This window comes from Pseudorhodoferax sp. Leaf267, from assembly GCF_001422405.1.
In the GTDB taxonomy this organism is placed as follows: domain Bacteria; phylum Pseudomonadota; class Gammaproteobacteria; order Burkholderiales; family Burkholderiaceae_C; genus Pseudorhodoferax.
This window is the reverse complement of sequence record NZ_LMMV01000012.1, coordinates 102,829-123,188: the sequence shown is the minus strand read 5'-3', so window position 1 is coordinate 123,188 and position 20,360 is coordinate 102,829. Positions and strand designations below refer to the sequence as shown.

General features: G+C 73.1%; 12 protein-coding genes and 1 pseudogene. 5 read left to right on the top strand and 8 right to left on the bottom strand.

The window, feature by feature from the left end; genetic code table 11:
• Positions 1-15: 15 nt before the first annotated feature.
• Positions 16-3,807: a response regulator gene (locus tag ASF43_RS12440; RefSeq protein WP_056181197.1), complete on the bottom strand. Its 3,792-nt coding sequence runs from the start codon at positions 3,805-3,807 to the stop codon at positions 16-18.
• Between the two features lie 338 nt (positions 3,808-4,145).
• Here ASF43_RS12440 and ASF43_RS12435 point away from each other — a divergent pair, with 338 nt between their 5' ends.
• The 5 genes from ASF43_RS12435 to ASF43_RS12415 are packed head-to-tail and all read left to right on the top strand — an operon-like array spanning position 4,146 to position 8,970.
• Positions 4,146-4,805: a response regulator transcription factor gene (locus ASF43_RS12435; RefSeq protein WP_056183337.1), complete on the top strand. Its 660-nt coding sequence runs from the start codon at positions 4,146-4,148 to the stop codon at positions 4,803-4,805.
• Entirely contained in the window at positions 4,802-6,115 is a 1,314-nt protein-coding gene (locus ASF43_RS12430; RefSeq protein ID WP_056181193.1) for an ATP-binding protein, read from the top strand. The genes ASF43_RS12435 and ASF43_RS12430 overlap by 4 nt, the downstream gene beginning before the upstream one ends.
• Positions 6,112-7,053: a hydroxymethylglutaryl-CoA lyase gene (locus ASF43_RS12425; protein WP_056181189.1), complete on the top strand. Its 942-nt coding sequence runs from the start codon at positions 6,112-6,114 to the stop codon at positions 7,051-7,053. The genes ASF43_RS12430 and ASF43_RS12425 overlap by 4 nt, the downstream gene beginning before the upstream one ends.
• A complete protein-coding gene (locus ASF43_RS12420; protein WP_056181187.1) occupies positions 7,046-8,233 on the top strand; it encodes a CaiB/BaiF CoA-transferase family protein in 1,188 nt (395 codons plus the stop codon). Before ASF43_RS12425 ends, ASF43_RS12420 begins: the two co-directional genes overlap by 8 nt.
• Positions 8,230-8,970: an alpha/beta fold hydrolase gene (locus ASF43_RS12415; RefSeq protein ID WP_056181184.1), complete on the top strand. Its 741-nt coding sequence runs from the start codon at positions 8,230-8,232 to the stop codon at positions 8,968-8,970. Before ASF43_RS12420 ends, ASF43_RS12415 begins: the two co-directional genes overlap by 4 nt.
• Here the strand turns inward: ASF43_RS12415 and ASF43_RS12410 are convergent.
• The 7 genes and pseudogenes from ASF43_RS12410 to ASF43_RS32275 all read right to left on the bottom strand — a co-directional run.
• Entirely contained in the window at positions 8,967-9,680 is a 714-nt protein-coding gene (locus ASF43_RS12410) for a YebC/PmpR family DNA-binding transcriptional regulator (protein WP_056181178.1), read from the bottom strand. The two genes, ASF43_RS12415 and ASF43_RS12410, sit on opposite strands and share 4 nt — an antisense overlap.
• A gap of 74 nt (positions 9,681-9,754) precedes the next feature.
• On the bottom strand, positions 9,755-12,106 hold the full coding sequence (locus tag ASF43_RS12405; protein WP_056181176.1) for an ATP-binding protein: 2,352 nt from the start codon (positions 12,104-12,106) through the stop codon (positions 9,755-9,757).
• Positions 12,103-14,460, bottom strand: a complete 2,358-nt coding sequence (locus ASF43_RS12400; protein ID WP_082497818.1) for an ATP-binding protein — start codon at positions 14,458-14,460, stop codon at positions 12,103-12,105. Before ASF43_RS12400 ends, ASF43_RS12405 begins: the two co-directional genes overlap by 4 nt.
• Positions 14,457-16,772: an ATP-binding protein gene (locus ASF43_RS12395; protein WP_056181170.1), complete on the bottom strand. Its 2,316-nt coding sequence runs from the start codon at positions 16,770-16,772 to the stop codon at positions 14,457-14,459. The genes ASF43_RS12400 and ASF43_RS12395 overlap by 4 nt, the downstream gene beginning before the upstream one ends.
• Positions 16,769-19,096 (bottom strand): ATP-binding protein, encoded by a 2,328-nt coding sequence (locus ASF43_RS12390; RefSeq protein ID WP_082497817.1) that lies wholly within the window; start codon positions 19,094-19,096, stop codon positions 16,769-16,771. The genes ASF43_RS12395 and ASF43_RS12390 overlap by 4 nt, the downstream gene beginning before the upstream one ends.
• Positions 19,096-20,205, bottom strand: coding sequence for an ABC transporter substrate-binding protein (locus ASF43_RS12385; RefSeq protein WP_056181164.1), 1,110 nt, complete (start codon positions 20,203-20,205; stop codon positions 19,096-19,098). Before ASF43_RS12385 ends, ASF43_RS12390 begins: the two co-directional genes overlap by 1 nt.
• Positions 20,205-20,359, bottom strand: a pseudogene (locus ASF43_RS32275) (EAL domain-containing protein); the annotation flags it as partial. The gene ASF43_RS12385 and the pseudogene ASF43_RS32275, both read right to left, overlap by 1 nt.
• Position 20,360 lies beyond the last annotated feature (1 nt).

Here is a 20,360-nt window from a genome sequence, read left to right as displayed (position 1 = left end):
CGCTGGCCACCCCTGTCAGGCCGCACCGGCCTGCAGCGCCACGCCGTCGTGGGCCAACAGGGCCAGTGCGGCCTCGAATTCGTAGTCCTGCACCAGCTGGACGAGTTCCGCATAGGGGGCGCCCAGCGCGACGCGCAGCGCCGATCCATGCTGCTCCAGCACGCTCAGGGCTTCCGGGTCCGATGCCTCCAGCAGCATGCGCAGACGCCCGCGCATGTCCTGCGTGGCCTGCATGTCGGCGGCGGGCGGGGTGGCGGCGCGCGGCGGGCCCGCATCGGCATCGGCGCTCGCCAATGCAGGCAAAGCTTCGCGGATCGCTGCGCGCGCCAGCGCCAACGCCTGGCCGACTTCGCCGAGACGCGCTTGCACCGCCAGGTCGGCGGCATGCGCTGGCAGGCAGGTCTCCAGCCGCTCTGCCGCGTCGGCGAGCTGCAGGGCGCCGACCGTTCCGGCCAGGCCCTTGAGGGTGTGCGCGGCCCGCAGCGCAGTGGCCGGCGCGTCCGCCAGCGTGCGCGCGAAGTCGTCTGCAAAGTTCTCGTAGCGCATGAGGAACTGGCGCAGCGTGCGCTCGTACAGGCCGCGGTTGCGGTTCACGCGGCGCAGGCCGGTGTCCACGTCGAGCACCGCCGCGCCGGCCTGCGCGGGCGCGGCCCCGTCCAGCGGCCGCTGCGCACCGGGCGCCGGCCACCAGCGCGCCAGCGTGCGGTACAGGTCGTCCGGGTCGACCGGCTTGGTGATCACATCGTTCATGCCCGCACGCAGGCAACGCTCGCGCTCTTCCAGCATGGCGTGCGCCGTCATGGCGATGATGGGGAGCCGGTCGAAGCGCGGCTGCCGGCGCAGCGCGGCCGTGGCCTGGTGGCCGTCCATCTCCGGCATCTGCAGGTCCATCAGCACGAGGTCGAAGGGCACCGGGTCCGCGCAGGCCAGCAGCCGGTCCAGCGCGATGCGGCCGTTGCCGGCCACCTCGATCTGCGCGCCCACGCACTGCACCAGTTCGACGGCGATCTGCTGGTTGATCTCGTTGTCTTCGGCCAGCAGCACGCGCAGGCCGGTGAACTGGCTGGGCACGGGCACGGGCATGGGCATGGGCGCCGGGCCGGCGGCCGGCGCGCTGCGCGCCGGTTCCTCACGCACCAGGCCGACCAGGGTGTCCCAGAGCTGCGAGGGGTTGATCGGCTTGGACAGCAACGCCGTGGCGCCCACCTCCTGCGCTTGCGGGCGCAGGGCCTCCAGGTTGAACGCCGTCACCATGACGATGCGCGGCACCAGCGCCGTCTGCGTGCGCAGGCGGCGCAGCGTCTCGATGCCGTCCATGCCCGGCATCTGCCAGTCGACGAAGACGATGGCGAAGGGATCGCCTGCGGCCTCAGCGTGCCGCAGGCGCTCCAGCCCGGTGGCGCCGTCGCCAACCGTCTCGGTCCGCATGCCCATGTCCTGCAACCGCTCGTGCAGGATCAGCCCGGCGTCCGGGTTGTCGTCGATGACCAGCACACGCAGCCCGGCCACGTCCGACAGCAGGGCCGGCGCCGCCCGGGCAGCGCCCGGAGCCACCCACACCGTGGCCTTGAACTCGGTGCCGGCGCCGACCGTGGAGGCCACGGTGAGCTGGCCACCCATCAGCTCGGCCAGGCGCCTGGCGATCGCCAGCCCCAGCCCCGTGCCGCCGAAACGGCGCGTGGTCGAGCCGTCGGCCTGGCTGAAGGCCTCGAACAGGCGGCCGAGCTGCTCGGGCGACATGCCGATGCCCGTGTCCTTCACCGCCAGCTGCAACTGCAGGCGCTCGCCCTCGCGCGCCACGACGGCCACGTCGACCTTGACTTGCCCGCGCTCGGTGAACTTGATGGCATTGCTGATCAGGTTGGTGAGCACCTGCGACAGGCGCAGCGGGTCGCCGCGCAGGCCCAGCGGCGTGTCCGGCGCGATGCGCACCAGCAGCTCCAGGCCCTTCTCCTCGGCGCGCTGGGCCAGCAGCGTGGCGATCTGGCCCAGCACCTCGTCGAGCCGGAAGTCCACCGTCTCCAGGCTGAGCTTGTTGGCCTCGATCTTGGAGAAGTCCAGAATGTCGTTGATGATGCCCAGCAGCGAGGTGCCCGCGCCGTGGATCTTCTCGACATAGTCGCGCTGGCGCGCCTGCAGCTCGGTCTTCAGGCACAGGTAGGACATGCCGATGATGGCGTTCATCGGCGTGCGGATCTCGTGGCTCATGTTGGCCAGGAACATGCTCTTGGCGGCCGTCGCGTCCTCGGCATGGGCACGCGCCTGCTCCAGCGCCTGGGCCTGCTGCTGCAGCACCTGGCTTTGCTGCGTGGTCTCGTCCAGCAGGCGGCGCGTGTGGGCGTTGCGGGCCAGAATGTCCAGGTTCATCGATGCCACCGGCAGCACCTCCTCCACCAGCGCCAGCGCACGCGGGCTCGGCGGCACCAGGCTGGCCAGTTCCAGCACCGCCAGGCAGCGTCCGTCGCGCCCGGCCAGCGGCACCAGCCGCAGATGGGCGGGTGGGCCGTCCACGAGGCCGGAGCGCACGCGCAGGGCCGGCACCGGCACGGCGTCCACCACCAGCACGCGCCCTTCGCGCGCGCACTGGCCGACCAGGCCCTCGCCCACGGCAAAGGCCGGCGGCGTGCCGTCGCAGGCCGGCAGGCCATAACCGCCCATGAGCCGGTAGATGTCGGCGCCGCGGTCGCGCACGTACAGCGCCGCGACCTGGGCGCCGAAGGCCGGCACCAGCGCCCCCAGGAAGGTGGCCGCGAACTCCGCCTCATCCTCGATCACCTGCAGCTGGCGCGCCATTTCCGCCGCGCCGGCCTTGACCCAGCTCACGTCGGCCATGACCTGGGCCGAGTGCTGCAGCTGGCGCACGGCGCGCGCCATGGCGCCCACGTCGCCAGCGCCGGCCAGCGCGTTGTGCGGCGTGGCCGCGGTGTCGAACGCATGCGACTTGCCCACGGCGCTGACCGTGGCCTGGGTGGCGATCTCGGTGGACGAGCGCACCTGCTCGACCACCGCGCGCAGCGAGGTGCGCATGCCGTGCAGCGCCTGCTCCACCTCGCCCGTCTCGCCGCCCGAGGCCCGGTCCAGCGTGCCGGACAGGTCGCCCTGGGCCATGGCACGGGCCTGCTCGGCCAGGCGCCGCAGCGGCTCGGTGATCGAGCGTGCCAGCCAGATGGCCGACAGCGTGGCCACCACGATGGACAGCGCCACCCAGGCCACCGCGATCAGCGCGGCACGCTGGGTGTCTTCGCTGGCGCGCGCCGTGGCCTGCTGCGAGCGCAGGGCCGCACCGGTGCGCAGGCGGTCGATGGCGATCATGTAGTCGCCCCGCGCGCTCTCGAAGTCGCCGTTCAACAGCGTGTCGATGGCCAGGAACTCGCCGACGCGCTTGAGGTCCTCCAGCTTGCGGTGCACGGCACGAAAGCGGATGCTGGCCGCCTTGGCCTGCTCGACGTGCAGCATCACCTGCGGGTCGTGCACCAGGCCCTCCAGCGTGCTGATCAGCGTGGCAATGGTGCCCTCTGCGGCCACCGTGTCGGCCAACAGGTTCTCGCGCAGCGGCCCGTCGGGCAGGCGCATGCTGGCCGACACCCGCACCGACAAGGCCTCGGCCAGCCCGGCCCAGTTGCCGGCCAGCACGCTGACGCGCCACTCGCGCTGCTCCAGCTGCGTCAACAGCAGCGTGGTGTCCTGAAGCTTCTTGGCGCCGAACGCCACTGCGCTCACCATCACCACGGCGATGCAGGCCAGCATCAACGCCAGCCGGGTGGCGATGCGGGTTTCGCGAAGCCAGGACAGCAGGTCGCGCCTCATGGGGGGCGGCCATGCCGGGCCGCGGCCAGTCCACCACCGGCTGCCCAGCCAAGCCAGGGCAGCCTGTCCGCGCGTGTCGCGTCATGACGCATCCGAAAGCCTCCTGCGAACACCGGGCGGCTCACCCATGCAAGCCCGCCGCCTGGTCCTGGGTCCAGCCGAAACTTGCAGCTATTTTGATACAAAATCAAGCGTCAAGCCGTCCGTCTCGTGGACAAAAGATCATGCCCTCGGTGCCTGAAACGTACCGCTGCCGGCCCTTCGCGCTCGCCGAACCTTGGCGGACTCTTAAGCCCGGCTTCAGCCGGTGCCGCGACACCACTTCCATAATGACCGGCATGCGATTGCTGCTGGTCGAAGACGACACCATGATCGGCGAGACGGTGCTCGACGTGCTGCGCGCCGAGCGCTTCGCCGTGGACTGGGTGCGCGATGGCGAGATGGCCGACCAGGCCCTGCGCACGGAGCGCTACGACCTGGTGCTCCTGGACCTGGGCCTGCCGCGGCGCGATGGGCTGGACGTGCTGCGCGCCCTGCGTGCGCGGCACGACAAGGTGCCCGTGCTCATCGTCACCGCGCGCGACGCGCTGGCGCAGCGCGTGGCCGGGCTGGACGCCGGCGCCGACGACTACGTGCTCAAACCCTATGAACTCGACGAGCTGCTGGCCCGCATCCGCGCGCTGATCCGGCGCAGCGCGGGCCGGGCCGACCCGGTCGTGCGCTACGAGGGGCTGGAGCTGAACCCGGTCACGCACGAGGCGAGCAAGGACGGCCAGCCGGTCAGTCTGTCGGCGCGCGAATGGGCCGTGCTGGAGGCGCTCATGAGCCGCCCCGGCGTGGTGCTGTCGCGCGCGCAGCTCGAGGAAAAGCTCTACAGCTGGAAGGACGACATCAGCAGCAATGCCATCGAGGTCTACATCCACGGGCTGCGCAAGAAGCTCGGCGCCGGCGTGATCCAGAACGTGCGCGGCCTGGGTTATCTGATGCCCAAGCCATGAGCCAGCCACACTCGCTCAGAAGGCGCCTGCTCGGCTTCATCATGACCGCCATCGTGCTGGCCGCCGCGATCCAGGCCATGACGGCCTGGCGCAGCGCCGTGCAGCAGGCCGACGAGATGTTCGACTACCACCTGCAGCAGATGGCCCACGCGCTGCGCGGCGGCCTGCCGCTGGCGCCGCCCTCGCTGGAGTCCAACGGCAGCGAGGAATACCAGATCCAGATCTGGGGGCCGGACGGCGTGCAGCTGTTCCGCTCCGCGCCCGTGCCGCTGCCACCGCGCGCGGTGCTGGGCTTTTCCGATGCGCTGATGCGCGGCGTGCACTACCGCGTCTACGCGGTGCAGACCCCCTTCCAGACCATCCAGATCGCGCAGAACCTGGACGCGCGCCAGGCCCGCGCGCGTGCGCTGGCGCTGCGCGCCACGCTGCCCATGGCCGTGATCGCGCCGATCTTGATGCTGCTGGCCTGGTGGGGCATCAGCCGTTCGCTGGCGCCGCTCGAACGCGCGCGCGCCGAAGTCGCACTGCGCGCGGCCGACGACCTGGCGCCACTGGCCGGCGAAGGCCTGCCCGACGAGGTGCGCCCGCTCGTGGACGAGATCAACCTGCTGTTCGGCCGGCTGGACCAGGCCTTCACGGCGCAGAAGTCCTTCGTCTCGAACGCCGCACACGAGCTGCGCTCGCCGCTCACCGCGCTCAAGTTGCAGGTGCAGGCGCTGGAACGCGCCGGCGACGAGGCCGCGCGCGCCGTGGCCGTGGGCCGGCTCCAGCAGGGCATCGACCGCGCGATCCGGCTCATGCAGCAACTGCTGGTGCTGGCGCGCCAGCAGGCCGAGGCCCCGGCCGGCCTGCTCCCGCCCCTGGCGCTGGCGCCGCTCGCGCGCCAAGCCATCACCGATGCGCTGCCCCAGGCCGGCGAGCGCGGCATCGACCTGGGGCTGGACATCGTGGGCGATGAAGCCCACCTGCCCCCGGCGCGCGGCGATGCCGACGCCCTGTTGATCCTGCTGCGCAACCTGCTCGACAACGCGCTCAAGTACAGCCCCGAACAGGGCCGCGTCGACCTGGTGCTGGCCCCAGGCCGCATCGAGGTGCATGACAGCGGCCCCGGCATCGCGCCTGCCGAGCGCGAACGCGTCTTCGAACGCTTCTACCGCAGCGCCGACGCCGCCGCCCCCGGCAGCGGCCTGGGCCTGCCGATCGCGCGCGCCATCGCCGAGCGCCATGGCGCCACGCTGTCGCTGGACACTTCCACGCGCCTGGGCGGCACCTGCGCCACACTCGTGTTCGCCACACCCTCCACTCCATGACACCTACCCCCACTGCCGACGTGCTGATCAGCGAGGTCGGCCCGCGCGACGGCCTGCAATCGGTCAAGTCCACGATGCCCACGGCCGACAAGCTGCGCTGGATCGACGCGCTGCACGCAGCCGGCGTGCGCGAGATCGAGGTCGCCTCCTTCGTTCCCGCCAAACTGCTGCCGCAGATGGCCGACGCGGCCGAGGTCGTGCGCCACGCGATCACGCTGCCCGGCCTCACCGTGATGGCGCTGGTGCCCAACCGGCGCGGCGCCGAGGCCGCGCTCGCAGCCGGCGTGCACAAGCTGACCATGCCCGTCTCGGCCAGCGCCGCGCACTCGCTGGCCAACGTGCGCAAGACGCGCGAAGAGATGGTCGAGGAGGTGCGCGCCATTTCCGAGTTGTGCCGCGAACGGGCACCCCACGTGAAGCTCGAAGCCGGCATCTCCACGGCCTTCGGCTGCACGCTGCAGGGCCTGGTGCCCGAGGACGAGGTCATCGCCCTGGCCGTGCAGTGCGTGCAGGCCGGTGCCGACGAATCCGGCCTGTCCGACACCGTGGGCTACGCCAACCCGGCCCAGGTGCGCCGATTGTTCCGCCGGCTGCGTGCCGAGCTGGGCGAGCATGCCGGCGCGGCCCACATGCACAACACGCGCGGCCTGGGCCTGGCCAACTGCCTGGCGGCCTATGAGGAAGGCGTGCGCACCTTCGACGCCTCGCTCGGCGGCCTGGGCGGCTGCCCGTATGCGCCCGGTGCCTCGGGCAACGTGGTCACGGAAGACCTGGTCTTCATGTTCGAGGCCAGCGGCATCGGCACCGGCATCGATCTCCAGCAACTCATCGCGGCCCGCGCACCCCTGATCGCCGGCCTGCCCGGCGAGCCGGTCTACGGCATGACGCCGGAAGCCGGCCTGCCGAAAGGCTTTACCCCAGCAACACGCCATGTCTGAACAACACAAACCCCTGCCCTACGCTGGCATCCGCGTCGTCGAATTCACCCACATGGTCATGGGCCCCACTTGCGGCCTGCTGCTGGGCGACCTGGGCGCCGAGGTCATCAAGGTCGAGCCCATCGAGGGCGACAGCACGCGCCGGCTGCTGGGCTCGGGGGCGGGCTTCTTCCCCACCTTCAACCGCAACAAGAAGAGCATCACGCTGGACCTGAAGCAGCCCGAGGGCCGCGAGGCCGCGCTGCGCCTGGTGGCCACGGCCGACATCGTGAGCGAGAACTTCAAGCCCGGCACCATGGCCAAGCTGGGGCTGGACTACGCCAGCATTCGCAAGCTCAACCCGCGCGCCATCTACGTGAGCCACAAGGGCTTTCTGCCCGGCCCCTACGAGGAGCGCACGGCGCTGGACGAGGTGGTGCAGATGATGGGCGGCCTGGCCTACATGACCGGCCGCACCGGCGACCCGCTGCGCGCGGGCACCAGCGTGAACGACATCATGGGCGGCATGTTCGGCGCCATCGGCGCCATGGCCGCGCTGCGCCAGCGCGAGCAGACCGGCGAGGGCTGCGAGGTGCAGTCCGCGCTGTTCGAGAACAACGTGTTCCTGGTCGCGCAGCACATGATGCAGTTCGCCGCCACGGGCCGCGCGGCCGACCCCATGCCCAGCCGCATCTCGGCCTGGGGCGTGTACGACGTGTTCACGGTCAAGGACGGCGAGCAGATCTTCCTGGCCGCCGTGAGCGACAAGCAGTGGGCCATCTTCTGCAACGCCTTCGGCCTGCAGGAGATGCTGAGCGACCCGCGGCTCAAGACCAACAACGACCGCGTGCGCGCGCGCGAGTGGATGATGCCCATGCTGCGCTCGCACCTGGCCGAGCGCACGGCCGCCGAACTGGCCGCCGTGTTCGAGGCGAACGAGTTGCCCTTCGCGCCGATCACCAGGCCGCAGGAGCTGTTCGACGACCCGCACCTGAACCAGAGCGGTGGCCTCGCGCCGGTGCGCATGAACGACGGCAGCGAGGCCCGCGTGCCGCTGCTGCCGCTCACGTTGGACGGCGAGCGCCTGGGCATCCGGCTGCAGCCGCCCACCGCGGGCGAGCACAGCGCCGCGCTGTTGCGCGAGCTGGGCTATGGCCAGGCCGAGATCGCCGACCTGCAGGCCCGGCAGGTCACCACGTGAAGCCGGCCGCCGCCCTGCTGGCCAGCGCGCTGTTCCTGACCGGCTGCGCGGCCTGGCGCCCGGCGACCGTGCCGCTGCGCAGCATCGCCATGCCTTCCCAGTGCACTGCCCGGGCCGACACCTTGCTGGTGCTGCTGCCGGGCTCGTACTCGCTGCCCGAGGAATTCGAGCGCGAGGGCTTCATCGACGCGGTCCGCGCCCAACGGCTCGCGGCCGACCTGCTGCTGGTCGATGCCCACGTGGGCTACTACCACCAGCGCAGCATCGTCGACCGGCTGCAGGCCGACGTGGTCGCGCCCGCGCGCGCCCAGGGCTACCGGCAGGTCTGGCTGGCCGGCATCTCGATCGGCGGCCTGGGCGCCATGCTGTACGCCGAGGCGCGGCCCGGCGAGGTCGATGGGCTGGTGGTGCTGGCGCCCTACCTGGGCACGCACCTCGTTGCCAAGGACATCGCGAACGCGGGCGGGCTGGCCGCCTGGCGCGCCCCACCCGCCCCGCTCGCGCAGGACCTGGACGCCGGCCTGTGGCGCTGGCTGCAGCAGCAGACGGCGGGCCCCTCGGCCCCGCCGCTGTGGCTGGGCTACGGCCTGGACGACCGCTTCTTCTACAACGCCGAGCAGCTGCGCCCCGCCTTGCCGGCCAAGCAGGTGTTCACGGCGCCGGGCGGCCACGACTGGCCGGTGTGGACCGGCCTGTGGCAGCGCATGCTGCCCGCGCTGCCCATTCCCCGCTGTTAGCTGCCCAGCCCCACGAACAGGTTCTGCACATCGTCGTTCGCGTCGATGGCGGCCAGGAAGGCCTCCACCTCTTCCAGCTCCGCGGCCGACAGGCTGTCCGGCGCGATCGGGTTCTTGGCCTTGTAGCCCAGCTTGGCCGACAGCACCGTGAAGCCCTGGGCCGGCAGTGCGCGGCTCACGATGTCCAGGTCGGCCGGGTCGGTCAGGAACAGCGTCGTGCCCTCTTCATGGCCGGGCTCGAAATCCTGCGCGCCGGCCTCGATCGCAGCCAGCTCGGGGTCGGCATCCTTGGCGGCGGGCTCGGCCTCCACCATGCCGAGATGGTCGAAATCCCAGGACACCGAGCCCGATGTGCCCAGGTGCCCCTTGCGGAACAGCACGCGCATCTCGGGCGCCGTGCGGTTCACGTTGTCCGTCAGGCATTCCACCATCACCGGCACGCGGTGCGGCGCAAAGCCTTCGTAGATCACATGCTCGAAGTGCACGGCCTCGCCGGTCAGGCCCGCGCCCTTCTTGATGGCGCGGTCCAGCGTGTCCTTGGGCATGGAGACCTTGCGCGCGGCCTCGACCACCAGCCGCAGCTTGGCGTTGCTCGCGGGATCGGCACCGTTGCGTGCCGCCAGCATGATGTCCTTGGCCAGCTTGCTGAACAAACGGCCCTTGGCGTTGGCCGCCAGCTCCTTGCCCTTGGCTTTCCATTGCGCGCCCATATCGTTTCTCCTTGCGTTTGCAACATGCGCGCAGCGCCGTGCTGGTGCCCGGCCGCGGTCGCGTGAGCCCGCTATTAGACCGTGTTTGGTCCGCCACCCGCCACGGCTGCGTCCGCGCCCTCGGCGCGCGGCGCCTGCGGCGGCAGGCGCAGCTCGAACGCCGCGCCGTGGCCCTCCTGGCTGTGCACGGTCAGCGTGCCGCCCAGCAGGTTGGCCACGGCGTTGTAGCTGATGTGCAGGCCCAGCCCGGTGCCGCCGCGGCCCATGCGCGTGGTCATGAAGGGGTCGAAGATGCGCGGCAGCACGGCCGCCGGGATGCCGCGCCCGTCGTCGGCCACGCGCAGCACGATGCGGCCGTCGGCCGGGTCGCGCCAGCCCGACAGCGTCACCGTGCCGTGGTCGCGGCCGTCAAAGCCATGCAGCACCGCGTTCTGCACCAGGTTGGCGATGGCCTGGCCCAGCGCGCCCGGGTAGCTGTCCAGCCGCAGCCCTGCCTCGGGGACGGCCAGCTCCACGCGGTAGGGCGTGCGGCTGAAGCTCGGCCGCAGGCTGACCACGATCTCGCGCACCACTTCGCCCAGCTCGAAGCTGCGCCGCTGCGCGCTGGTCTGGTCCACCGCCACCTGCTTGAAGCTGTGCACCAGATCGGCCGCCCGGCGCAGGTTGCGACCGGCGATGTCCAGGCCCTGCTCAAGGCTGTCGACCAGGCGCTGCAGCTCTGCGCGCGTGACGCCGGCCCGGGTCGCCGCGCCGAAGTCGCGCATGGCGTCGGCCACCGCGCTGACGGCCATGACGCCGTTGCCCAGGGGCGTGTTCAGCTCGTGCGCCACGCCGGCCACCAGGCTGCCCAACGCGGCCATCTTCTCGGCGCGCACCAGCTCGTTCTGCGCGGCACGCAGCTGCGCCACGGTCTGCGACAGCGCGTCGTTGGAGGCGGCCAGGGCCTGGGTGCGCTGGGCGACACGGGCCTCGAGCTGCTGGTTCAGCTCGCGCAGGTCCTGCTCGATGCGGCGCAGCGGCCCCACGTCGATGGCAGCCCAGATCAGCCAGCGCGCGCTGTGCAGCACGGCCAGGCGGCCGTGCAGTTGCACCAGCACCACCGTGCCGTCGCGGCGACGCAGCCGGGCATCGCCGATGACGCGACCCTGCTCGGCGTTCTGGCGCAGCGCGACCCGGGCTTTGCGGTCCACCCACAGGTCGATGTCCGCCGTGGTGCGGCCCAGCACCTTCCTGCGCCGGTACTGGAACTCGCGGCACCAGGCCTCGTTCACGTCCAGCAGGCGGTAGTCGTCGTCCACGTCGGCCACGACCATGGGCACGGGTGCCGCGTGGAACACGGCCTGCGACTTCTGCTCGCGCGCGAGCAGCTGCCCGGTCATGGCCTCCAGGTCGCCCGACAGCCGGTTGAACTCGGCCACCGCACCGCGCGGCCACGGCAGGCCCGCGCCCTGGCCACTGGTGCTGCGGCCGGCGCGCTCGATGATGCAGTGCAAAGGCCGCGCCAGCCGCTGGGCCCAGACCGGCGCCACGAGCAGGCCGATGCCCATCGCCCCGGCCAGCGCGGCGACCGCAAGCAGCACGAGGTCGCGCACCGCCGGGTTCTCCAGGCCCACGGGCACGCGGCCGATGAAGAACCAGTCCAGCGTCGGCGCATGCGACACCGTCGCGCGGAACCGTGCGTCGCCGAGCCGCAAGCGCTCCACGTCGCCGCCGCCTTGCCGCAGGCTCTGCATCAGCGGCCCGTCCCGCAAATGCAGCCTGCCGATGTCCTTCCCGCCGCGCGTGTCGGCCAGCAGCGCGCCATGGCGGTCCACCACCCAGATGGCGGAGGCATTCGCCCCGGCGGCCAGCTGCACCGCGCTCAGCAGCGCCTGCACCGGCAATTCGGCCACCAGCACATCGCCATGCGCGTCGCGCCGGGCCAGCGCCACCGATGGCTCGCCGTCCAGCACCGACGCGTACATGGCGCTCCAGGCCACGCCGCTGCTGGCCGTCGTCACCGCGCGGAACAGGCGGTTGCCCGACAGGTCGTTGCCCAGCAGGTCCCTGCGCTGCGCCTGCCGCGCGGGCGGCAGGCCCACGGCCGTGATGCGGCCCCGCGACGAGGCGCGGTAGAGCGCCCGCAACACGCTGCCGTCGCCCACGCCGGCGTCCAGCGTCGCCTGGGCCAGGTCGGGCGGGCCGTCGTCGACCAGGTCCTCCAGCAGGGCCAGCCGGCTGCTGTAGCGCAGCACCTGCAGCTCCACGCGCGTGCGCATCTCGCCGACCTCGTGCAGCAGCGCCTGCCGGCTCTCCTCCTCGATGCGCGGCACGCGGTAGGCCAGCAGGCCGGCCAGCACCAGGGCGAAGCTCAGCAGCAGGGCCACGACCAGCAGGGCCGACAGATGGGTGCGCAGGCGCCAGACGGTGTGGCCGGGGCGGTTCATGTCGGTGGCTCGGCGTGCGGCGCCTCGGTCGGCAGCCGCAGCTCGAAGCAGCTGCCCTGGCCCTCGGTGCTGTCGGCCGTGAGGCTGCCGCCCAGCAGCGTCGCCACGGCGTTGGCGCTGGCGTACAGGCCCAGGCCGGTGCCGTTGCGGCCGGGCGCGCCGCCGATGAAGGGCTCGAAGATGCGGGCCAGCCGGCCAGCCGCGATGCCGCGGCCATCGTCGGCCACGCGCAGCCAGACCTGGCCCGGCGCACCTGGCCCGCCCGTGATCCGCACGCAGCCGTGGTCGCGCCCGTCGAAGCCGTGCTGCACCGCGTTGTGCACCAGCTGGCCCAGCGCCTGGCCCAGCGCGCCGGGGTAGCTGTCCAGCTGCAGCCCGGTCGCCGGCACGTCCACCTCGATGGTGTAGGGCGTGCCGGCCAGGCCCGGGCGCAGGCTGGCCGCCATGTCGCGCACCAGGTCGTGCAGCTCGAAGCGGCGCCGCTGCGCGCTGGTCTGGTCCACCGCCACCTGCTTGAAGTTCTGCACCAGGTCGGCCGCGCGGCGCAGGCTGCGCACGGCGATCTCCGTGCCCTGCTCCAGGCCCGCCAGCAGGTCCTGCAGGTCGGCGCGGCGCAGCCCGGCCGCGGTGGCCTGCGCGAAGCGCTCCAGCACGCCGGCCAGGCTGCCGACCGCCAGCAGGCCGTTGCCCAGCGGCGTGTGCAGCTCGTGCGCGATGCCGGCCACCAGTGCGCCCAGGCCGGCCATCTTCTCGGCCCGCACGAGCTCGTCCTGCGCGCGGTGCAGCTGCTCCGCGGTGCGCGCCAGCGCCGCGTTGGAGGCCGCCAGCGCCTCGGTGCGCTGGGCCACGCGCTGCTCGAGCTGCTGGTTCAGGTCGCGCACGGTCTGCTCGGCCTGGCGCAGCGGGCCGATGTCCATCGAGGCCCAGATCACCTCGCGTTCGGCGCCCGGCACCGGATGCGGGCCGAACATGACGACCTGCAGCTCCTGGCCGTCGCGGCGCCGCAGGCGCAGCCGGGTGCGCGTGGGGCCGGCCGCGATGACGCGGTCCATTGCCTCGGGCGTGGGCGGCTGGGCGAACATGCCCAACTGCACAGGGCTGCGGCCGATCGCCTGCTCGGCCGTGAAGCCGTATTCGCGGCACCAGGCCTCGTTCACGTCCAGCAGGCGCATGCCCTGCCGCGTGTAGCTCAGGCCCATCGCCAGCGGCGCTGCGTGGAAGATGCTTTTCCACTGCAGTTCGCGCGCGTGCAGGGCCAGCGCCATGGTCTCCAGCGCATGGGCCAGCTGGTTGAACTCGACCACGCTGCTGCGCCGGGCTGCCGGCAGCGGCAGGTCGCCGGCCATGGCGCGGCGCGCCCGGGCCACGGTGTCATGCAGCGGCCGGGCCATGCGCCACGCCCACCAGGAGGCCAGGGCCAGGCCGGCCAGCAGGCTGGCCAGCAGCGCCAGGCCGTTGTAGACCACCAGCCGGCGCACCTGCAGGTTGTCCAGCCCGGCCGGCACGCGGCCGACGATGGTCCAGCCCAGCGTGGCGGACTCGGCCATCGCCGCCTGCCAGCGCTGGCCGTCCATGCGCAGCGAGGGCGCGGCGCCCCTCTGCGCCGCACGGGCCGCTGCGCGCCAGGCGGACAGGTCCCGCGGCGGCGGGGCGGCGCCGGGGCGCGTGTCGACCAGCAGCTCGCCGGCCGGGTCGACGACCCAGGCCGGCGAGGCGTCTGTGCCCCCCGCCAGCGCTGCGCCCCGCACCAGCGCACCGGCCTGCATCTCGGCCACCAGCACCCCGCCCTGCGCGTCGCGCAAGGCCAGGGCCACGCGCGGCTCGCCGGTGATGGGCGACGGGTGGCGCCCGTCCCAGGCCAGGCCGGCGCCGGCAGCCAGCGCCTGCAGCAGGGGGCTACGCGCCAGGTCGCGGCCGCGCCAGGCGTCGCGCCCGGCGCGCAAGGCCGGCGGCAGGCCCAGCGCCTGCACGCGATCGTCCGGCCCGAGGTGGTACAGCGCCAGCAGCAGCGCGTCGTCGTCGACGCGCGCATCGAGCCAGCCGTCCGCCGCCTCGGCCGGCACGCGCGCCAGCAGCCGCGCCAGTTGCCCGACCCGGCCCTGCACGGCCTGCTGCTGCAGCGCCAGGCGCTCGCCCATGGCGTCGACCTCGCGCTGCAGCGCCGCGCGGTCCTGCTGCTCGATCAGCGGGATCCGGTGCAACACCAGCGCGCCGCAGGCCAGCGCGAAGCTCGACAGCATGGCCACCAGCAGCAGCCCGCGCACATGGTTCGCCAGGCCCCAGATATGCACGTTCAAGGGGCGGCCGGCCTGCCCTGCGGTGCGAGCGCCTTTGGACAACCGGGCCGTACTCATTCACCACGCTCCAGCGGCCCCAGGCCGGACTGCGGCGCCTCGCTCGGCAGGCGCAGCATGAAGCAGCTGCTCTCGCCGGGCACGCTGTGCACGGTCAGGGTGCCGCCCAGCACGTTGACCACGGCGTTGTAGCTGATGTGCAGGCCCAGGCCGGTGCCGCCACGGCCCATCTTGGTCGTCATGAAGGGCTCGAAGATGCGGCCGATGTGCTCGGGCGCGATGCCACGGCCGTCGTCGGCCACGCGCAGCCAGACCTGGCCGTCCGCGCCCGCGCCGGCCGACACGCGCACCGTGCCGTGGTCGCGCCCGTCGAAGCCGTGCAGCACGGCGTTCTGGATCAGGTTGGCAATGGTCTGGCCCAGCGCGCCGGGGTAGCTGTCCAGCAGCAGGCCGGTCTCGGGCACGTCGGTCTCGATGCGGTAGGGCGTGCGGCTGAAGCTCGGGCGCAGGCTCACGACCATCTCGTGCACCACCTCGGCCAGCTCGAACCGGCGGCGCCGGGAGGTGGTCTGGTCCGCCGCCACCTGCTTGAAGCTGTGCACCAGGTCGGCGGCGCGGCGCAGGTTGCGCTGCGCGATGTCGATGCCCTGCTGCATGCTGTCGATGAGCTGGCGCAGGTCGGCCCGGCGCACGCCGCCCTGCACCGCGCCGCGAAAGCGCTGCGCCGCGTCGGCCATGGCGCTGACGGCCATCACGCCGTTGCCCAGCGGCGTGTTGAGCTCGTGCGCCACGCCGGCAACCAGCGCGCCCAGCGCCGCCAGCTTTTCCGACTGCACCAGCTCGTTCTGCGCCAGGCGCAGCTGCTCCACCTTGCCCGCCAGGTGCGCGTTGGCCTCGGTCAGGGCCTGCGTGCGCCGCGCCACGCGCTGCTCCAGCTGCTGGTTGAGCTCGCGCAGCTCGCGCTCGATCGCGCGCAGCGGCGTCACGTCCACGCTGGCCAGGATCCACCAGTGCGCACCGGGCAGGCGCACGCGCCGGGCCGAGCAGCGCAACTGCATGGCCTGGCCATCGCTGCGCCGCATCTCGAATTCGAAGGCGGCGCCGTCCTCGCGCAGTTCGGCCAGCATGCACTCGTGCTGCTGCGACGTGAACAGGCCCATCTCCACACCCGTGCGCTGCAGCACGTCCTCGCGCCGGTAGCCCAAGGCGCTGCACCAGGCATCGTTGACATGCACGGCCCGCCCTTCGCGGTCTGCGTCGGTCACGACCATGGGCACCGGCAGCGCGTTGAAGATCGCGTGGAACTTCTGCTCGCGCTCCTGCAGCGCCGCGGCCATGCCCTCCAGGTCGCGCGACACGGCGTTGAACTCGCGCACGCTGCCGCGCGGCCAGCGCCGCCCGCCCGCCGCGCCGGCCGTGGTGCGTGCCGCACGCGCCAGGATGTCGTGCAGCGGCCGGCCCATGCCGCGCGCCCAGAGCCACGCGATGCCGATGCCCATGAGCAGGCAGGCTGCCAGCACCGAGGCGGCATGGGGCAGCAGCTCGCGCACCGCGGGGTGGCGCAGGCCGGCCGGCGTGCGCCCGATGACGAACCAGCCTAGCGGCGCGGCGGGCACCGCGGCGGCCCAGTAGCGACGCCCGTCGACCACGATCTCGCCGGGGGCCACGCCGCCGTCGCGCACGGGATGCAACAGCGGTGCGTCGGCCGCCAGCACCTGGCCGACCCAGCGGCCCTGCGCGGCATCGGCCAGCACGGTGCCGGCCGCGTCCACGACCCAGACCTCGGCGGCGGGGTCGCCGGGCACGGAATGCAGCAGCGCCTGGGCAAAGCCCTCGGGCAGCTCGCCGATCAGCACCTGGCCGTCTGCCCGCCGATGCGCCAGGCCCAAGGTGGCGGCGCCGGACTGCAGCGCCGGGTGGTCGGCGCTCCAGGCCAGCGGGCCGCCAGCCTGCACGGCGCGCACCAGCGCGCTGCCCGACAGGTCGCGCCCGGCCAGCCCCTGGTCCGGCTGCGGCAGGCCGAGTGCGCGCACCTGGCCGGCTGGCGACAGCAGGTACAGCGCCTGGAAGGCCCGGCCCGCATCGGCCACCGCATCGACCTGGTCCTGCAGCAGCGCGCCGTCGCGCGCCGCGTCATCGCCTGGCAGCGCGTCGGCCAGCAGGGCCAGCTGCGATTGGCGCGCGCCCAGCAGCAGCTCCAGCCGCGCGGCCACGTCATGCGTGTGCAGGCGCACCTGGCGCTGGCTGTCGCGTTCGAGCTGGGGCAGCCGCCACAGCAGGCCCGTGACGACGATGACGGCGACGTTCAGCCCCATGGTGGCCAGCAGCAGGGCCGCCAGGTGGCTGCGCAGGCGCCAGGCCCCCGGCGTCATGCGGCGCCGGGCGCCACGGCGGGCGCGGTCAGGGGTGCGAGCCGGGGCAGCCGCATCTCGAACGTGGCGCCCTGGCCCTCGGTGCTGTGCACCGTCAGCGTGCCGCCCAGCAGGTCGACCACGGCGTTGTAGCTGATGTGCAGGCCCAGGCCGGTGCCGCCGCGGCCCATCCTGGTCGTCATGAAGGGCTCGAAGATGCGCCCGATGTGCTCTGCCGCGATGCCGCGCCCGTCGTCGGCCACGCGCAGCCAGACCCAGCCCTCTTGCGCCGGCCCGGCCGTGATGCGCACCGTGCCATGCGCGCGCCCGTCGAAGCCGTGCAGCACGGCGTTCTGGATCAGGTTGCCGACGGCCTGGCCCAGCGCGCCGGGGTAGCTGTCCATCTGCAGGCCGGTGGCCGGCACGTCCACGTCGATGCGCCAGGGCTTGCGCGCAAAGCTGGGCTGCAGGCTCACCACCATCTCGTGCACCACCTCGCCCAGCGCGAAGCGGCGCCGCTGCGCGCTGGTCTGGTCCACCGCCACCTGCTTGAAGCTGTGCACCAGGTCGGCCGCGCGGTGCAGGTTGCGCCCGGCGATGTCCACGCCCTGCTGCACGCCGTCCACCAGCGCGCGCAGGTCGGTGCGCTTGAGTCCGGCCTGCATCGCCGACTGGAACCGGCGCGTGGCATCGGCCATGGCGCTGACGGCCATCACGCCATTGCCCAGCGGCGTGTTGAGCTCGTGCGCCACGCCGGCCACGAGCTGGCCCAGCGCGGCCATCTTCTCCGAGCGCACGAGTTCGTCCTGCGCCGCGCGCAGCTGCGCCACGGTGGCCGACAGGGCGTCGTGGGCCGCGGCCAGCGCGTCCGTGCGCTGGCGCACGCGGGCTTCGAGCTGCTGGTTCAGCTCGCGCTGGGCCTGCTCGACGCGGCGCAGCGGGCCGATGTCGACGTTGGCCCAGATCAGCCAGTCCTCCCCGCCCACGGCCACACGGCGGCCGAAGGTCTGCGTCTGCAGCAGCGCGCCGTCGCCGCGCCGCATCGCGAACTCGATCTTCATGTCGCCGTGCTGGGCCTGGCGGCGCAACGCATCGCGCTGTGCTTCGCTGAACAGGCCCAGTTCCAGGCCGGTGCGGCCCAGCGCGTCCTCGCGCCGGTGCATCAGCGTGCTGCACCAGGCGTCGTTGGCATAGAGCAGCCGCGACGCGTTGCGCAGGTCGCTGACCGCCATCGGCACCGGCGAGGCATTGAAGATGTCCGAGAACCTCTGCTCGCGCTCGTGCAGGGCCTGGGCCATCTCGGTCAGCTTGTCCGACAGGTGGTTGAACTCCGCCACGCGCCCGCGCGGCCAGGCCTGCACCGATGCCGCACCGCCCATGGTCTGCGCGGCCCGGGCGACGATGCCCTGCAGCGGCCGCGCCATGGTGCGCGCCCAGGCCGGCGCGATCAGCAGGCCGATGGCCAGGCAGCCGGCGATCGAGGCCAGCACGGCCAGCACCATGCCGCGCACCTCGGGGTTGGCCAGGCCCAGCGGCACATGGCCGACGAAGTACCAGTCCAGCGCCGCGGAATGCACCGAGGCCACACGGAAGTCCGCGCCCTGGAAGTGCTGGCGCCCGTCGATCTCGCGCCCGCGCAGCAGCGCCTGCATCAGCGGCCAGCTGCGGATGTTGAACTTGCCCACGTCGCGCCCGTCGTCCGTGTCGGCAATGATCTCGCCGTTGCGGTCGACGACCCAGACCGACGCGGCGCCGGCGCCCGCCGCCACCTCGACCGTCTGCAGCAGCAGGTCGAGCGGCACCTCGGCGATCAGCACGCCGCCGCGTCGGTCGCGCCGCGCGACGCCGGCCAGGACGTCGCCGGCCAGCACCGACTGGTAGCGGCCGCTCCAGGCCGCGCCGGCGCCGGCGGACGCCGCACGGAACAGCCCGTTGGCCGACAGGTCGCTGCCCAGCAGGCTGGCGCGCCGGGCCGGCCCGCCGTCGGGCAGGCCCGCCGCCACGATGCGGCCCTGCGGCGAGACCCAGTACACGGCCCGCATCGGGTCGCCATGGCGCACGGCCTTGTCCAGCACCGCATCGGCGCGCGACGCGGGCGTGGTGTCGAGCAGCGCCGCCAGCAGCGCCAGCCGCTCCTGCTGCGCGCTCAGCAGCAGCTCCACGCGCGCGCCGGTCTCGGCCACCTCGCGCTGCAGGCTGGCCTGGGCCTCGCGCTCGATCCGCGGGATGCGGTAGGCCAGCACGGTGCTGCCGACCACGCACAGCATCAGCAGCATGCTGACCAGCAGCAGCGCCGACAGATGGCTGCGCAAGGACCACACACCCCACCCACCGGCCGCACGCATCACAGCGGCTCGAAACGCCCATTGCGCACGGTGCTGAAGTGCGCTGCCCGAGAGCTGTCGCCGAAGCGGTCGAAACGGATCGGCTGCTGCAGGCCCGGGTAGGGCTGCAGGCGCAGCACCGCGTCGCGCAGCGGCTCGTCGCGCCCGGCCTGGGCCAGGGCCTGCGCCAGCACCGTCACCGCGTCGTACGAGGCCACGGCGCTGTAGCTGGGCTCGCGGCCGAAGCGCGCCTCGTAGGCCTGGTGGAAGGCCAGGTAGGCCGGTGCCGTGCTGGCCCGGTCGTGCGACTGGACCACCACGATGCCCTCGATGGCCTCGCCGCCCAGTTCCAGCAGGGCGTCGCTGGCGGTCAGCGTGGCCATGGGCAGCACGGCCCGGTGCTTGAAGGCCTGCTGTGCGATCAGCGCGGCGTCCACGCTGGCGCAGATGGCGACCAGTCCATCGGGCCGACCGGCCAGCATGGCACGCATCACCTCGTCGTAGGAGACGGCACCGCCCTGCCCGAACTCGGCGTCGGCCGCGACCACGCCGCCCAGGGCCGTGAATGCGGCGTGGAAGTCGTCACGCCAGGCCACGTGGTAGGCGCGGTTGCGCAGGTCGGTCGCCAGGCTCAGCCGGCGCTGGCCGCGCTGGTGCAACAGCTGCGCCAGGTCGCGCGCGTTCTCGCGCGTGGAGCGGTTCAACCGGACGAGGTGGTCGTCCTTGCCCGCCAGCGACACCGCCGTGACCACGGGGCTCAGCAGCAGCAGCCGGGCGGCGTCGGCCTGCGGCAGCAGCTGCACCGCGACATCGCTGGAGAACGGGCCGATCACGGCCTGCACGCCCGCGCCCTGCAGCGCCTGCAGGGCCTGCAGGGCCTGCGCCAGCTGCGCGCCGTGGTCCTGCACCACCAGTTCGAGCTGGCGCCCGGCCACGCCGCCGGCCAGGTTGCGCTGCTCCACGGCCAGCATCACGCCGTTGCGTCCGTCCTCGCCGAAGCGCGCCGTGCGGCCCGTCAGCTCGGCGAGAAAGCCGATGCGGATCGGCGCCGTGCGGCCGCAGCCCGCCAGGCCCAGCCCGGCCACCACGAGCGCCGCGCAGGCGCGCCGGCGTGTGCAGTGCCCCCGCATCACACGGCCCCGTTCGTGGCCAGCCAGGCGCCGAACTCATCGAACGGCATGGGCCTGCCGTACAGATAGCCCTGCACCTCGTTGCAGCCCAGCTGGCGCAGCGCGGCGGCCTGGGCCTCGGTCTCCACGCCCTCGGCCAGCACCTGCATGCCCAN

Coding starts and splice junctions, on each gene's coding strand:
- ASF43_RS12395 (WP_056181170.1), bottom strand. CDS start 16,772: ATGACGCCGGGGGCCTGGCGCCTGCGCAGCCACCTGGCGGCCCTGCTG.
- ASF43_RS12385 (WP_056181164.1), bottom strand. CDS start 20,205: ATGCGGGGGCACTGCACACGCCGGCGCGCCTGCGCGGCGCTCGTGGTG.
- ASF43_RS12435 (WP_056183337.1), top strand. CDS start 4,146: ATGCGATTGCTGCTGGTCGAAGACGACACCATGATCGGCGAGACGGTG.
- ASF43_RS12420 (WP_056181187.1), top strand. CDS start 7,046: ATGTCTGAACAACACAAACCCCTGCCCTACGCTGGCATCCGCGTCGTC.
- ASF43_RS12390 (WP_082497817.1), bottom strand. CDS start 19,096: ATGCGTGCGGCCGGTGGGTGGGGTGTGTGGTCCTTGCGCAGCCATCTG.
- ASF43_RS12405 (WP_056181176.1), bottom strand. CDS start 12,106: ATGAACCGCCCCGGCCACACCGTCTGGCGCCTGCGCACCCATCTGTCG.
- ASF43_RS12430 (WP_056181193.1), top strand. CDS start 4,802: ATGAGCCAGCCACACTCGCTCAGAAGGCGCCTGCTCGGCTTCATCATG.
- ASF43_RS12425 (WP_056181189.1), top strand. CDS start 6,112: ATGACACCTACCCCCACTGCCGACGTGCTGATCAGCGAGGTCGGCCCG.
- ASF43_RS12440 (WP_056181197.1), bottom strand. CDS start 3,807: ATGAGGCGCGACCTGCTGTCCTGGCTTCGCGAAACCCGCATCGCCACC.
- ASF43_RS12400 (WP_082497818.1), bottom strand. CDS start 14,460: ATGAGTACGGCCCGGTTGTCCAAAGGCGCTCGCACCGCAGGGCAGGCC.
- ASF43_RS12410 (WP_056181178.1), bottom strand. CDS start 9,680: ATGGGCGCGCAATGGAAAGCCAAGGGCAAGGAGCTGGCGGCCAACGCC.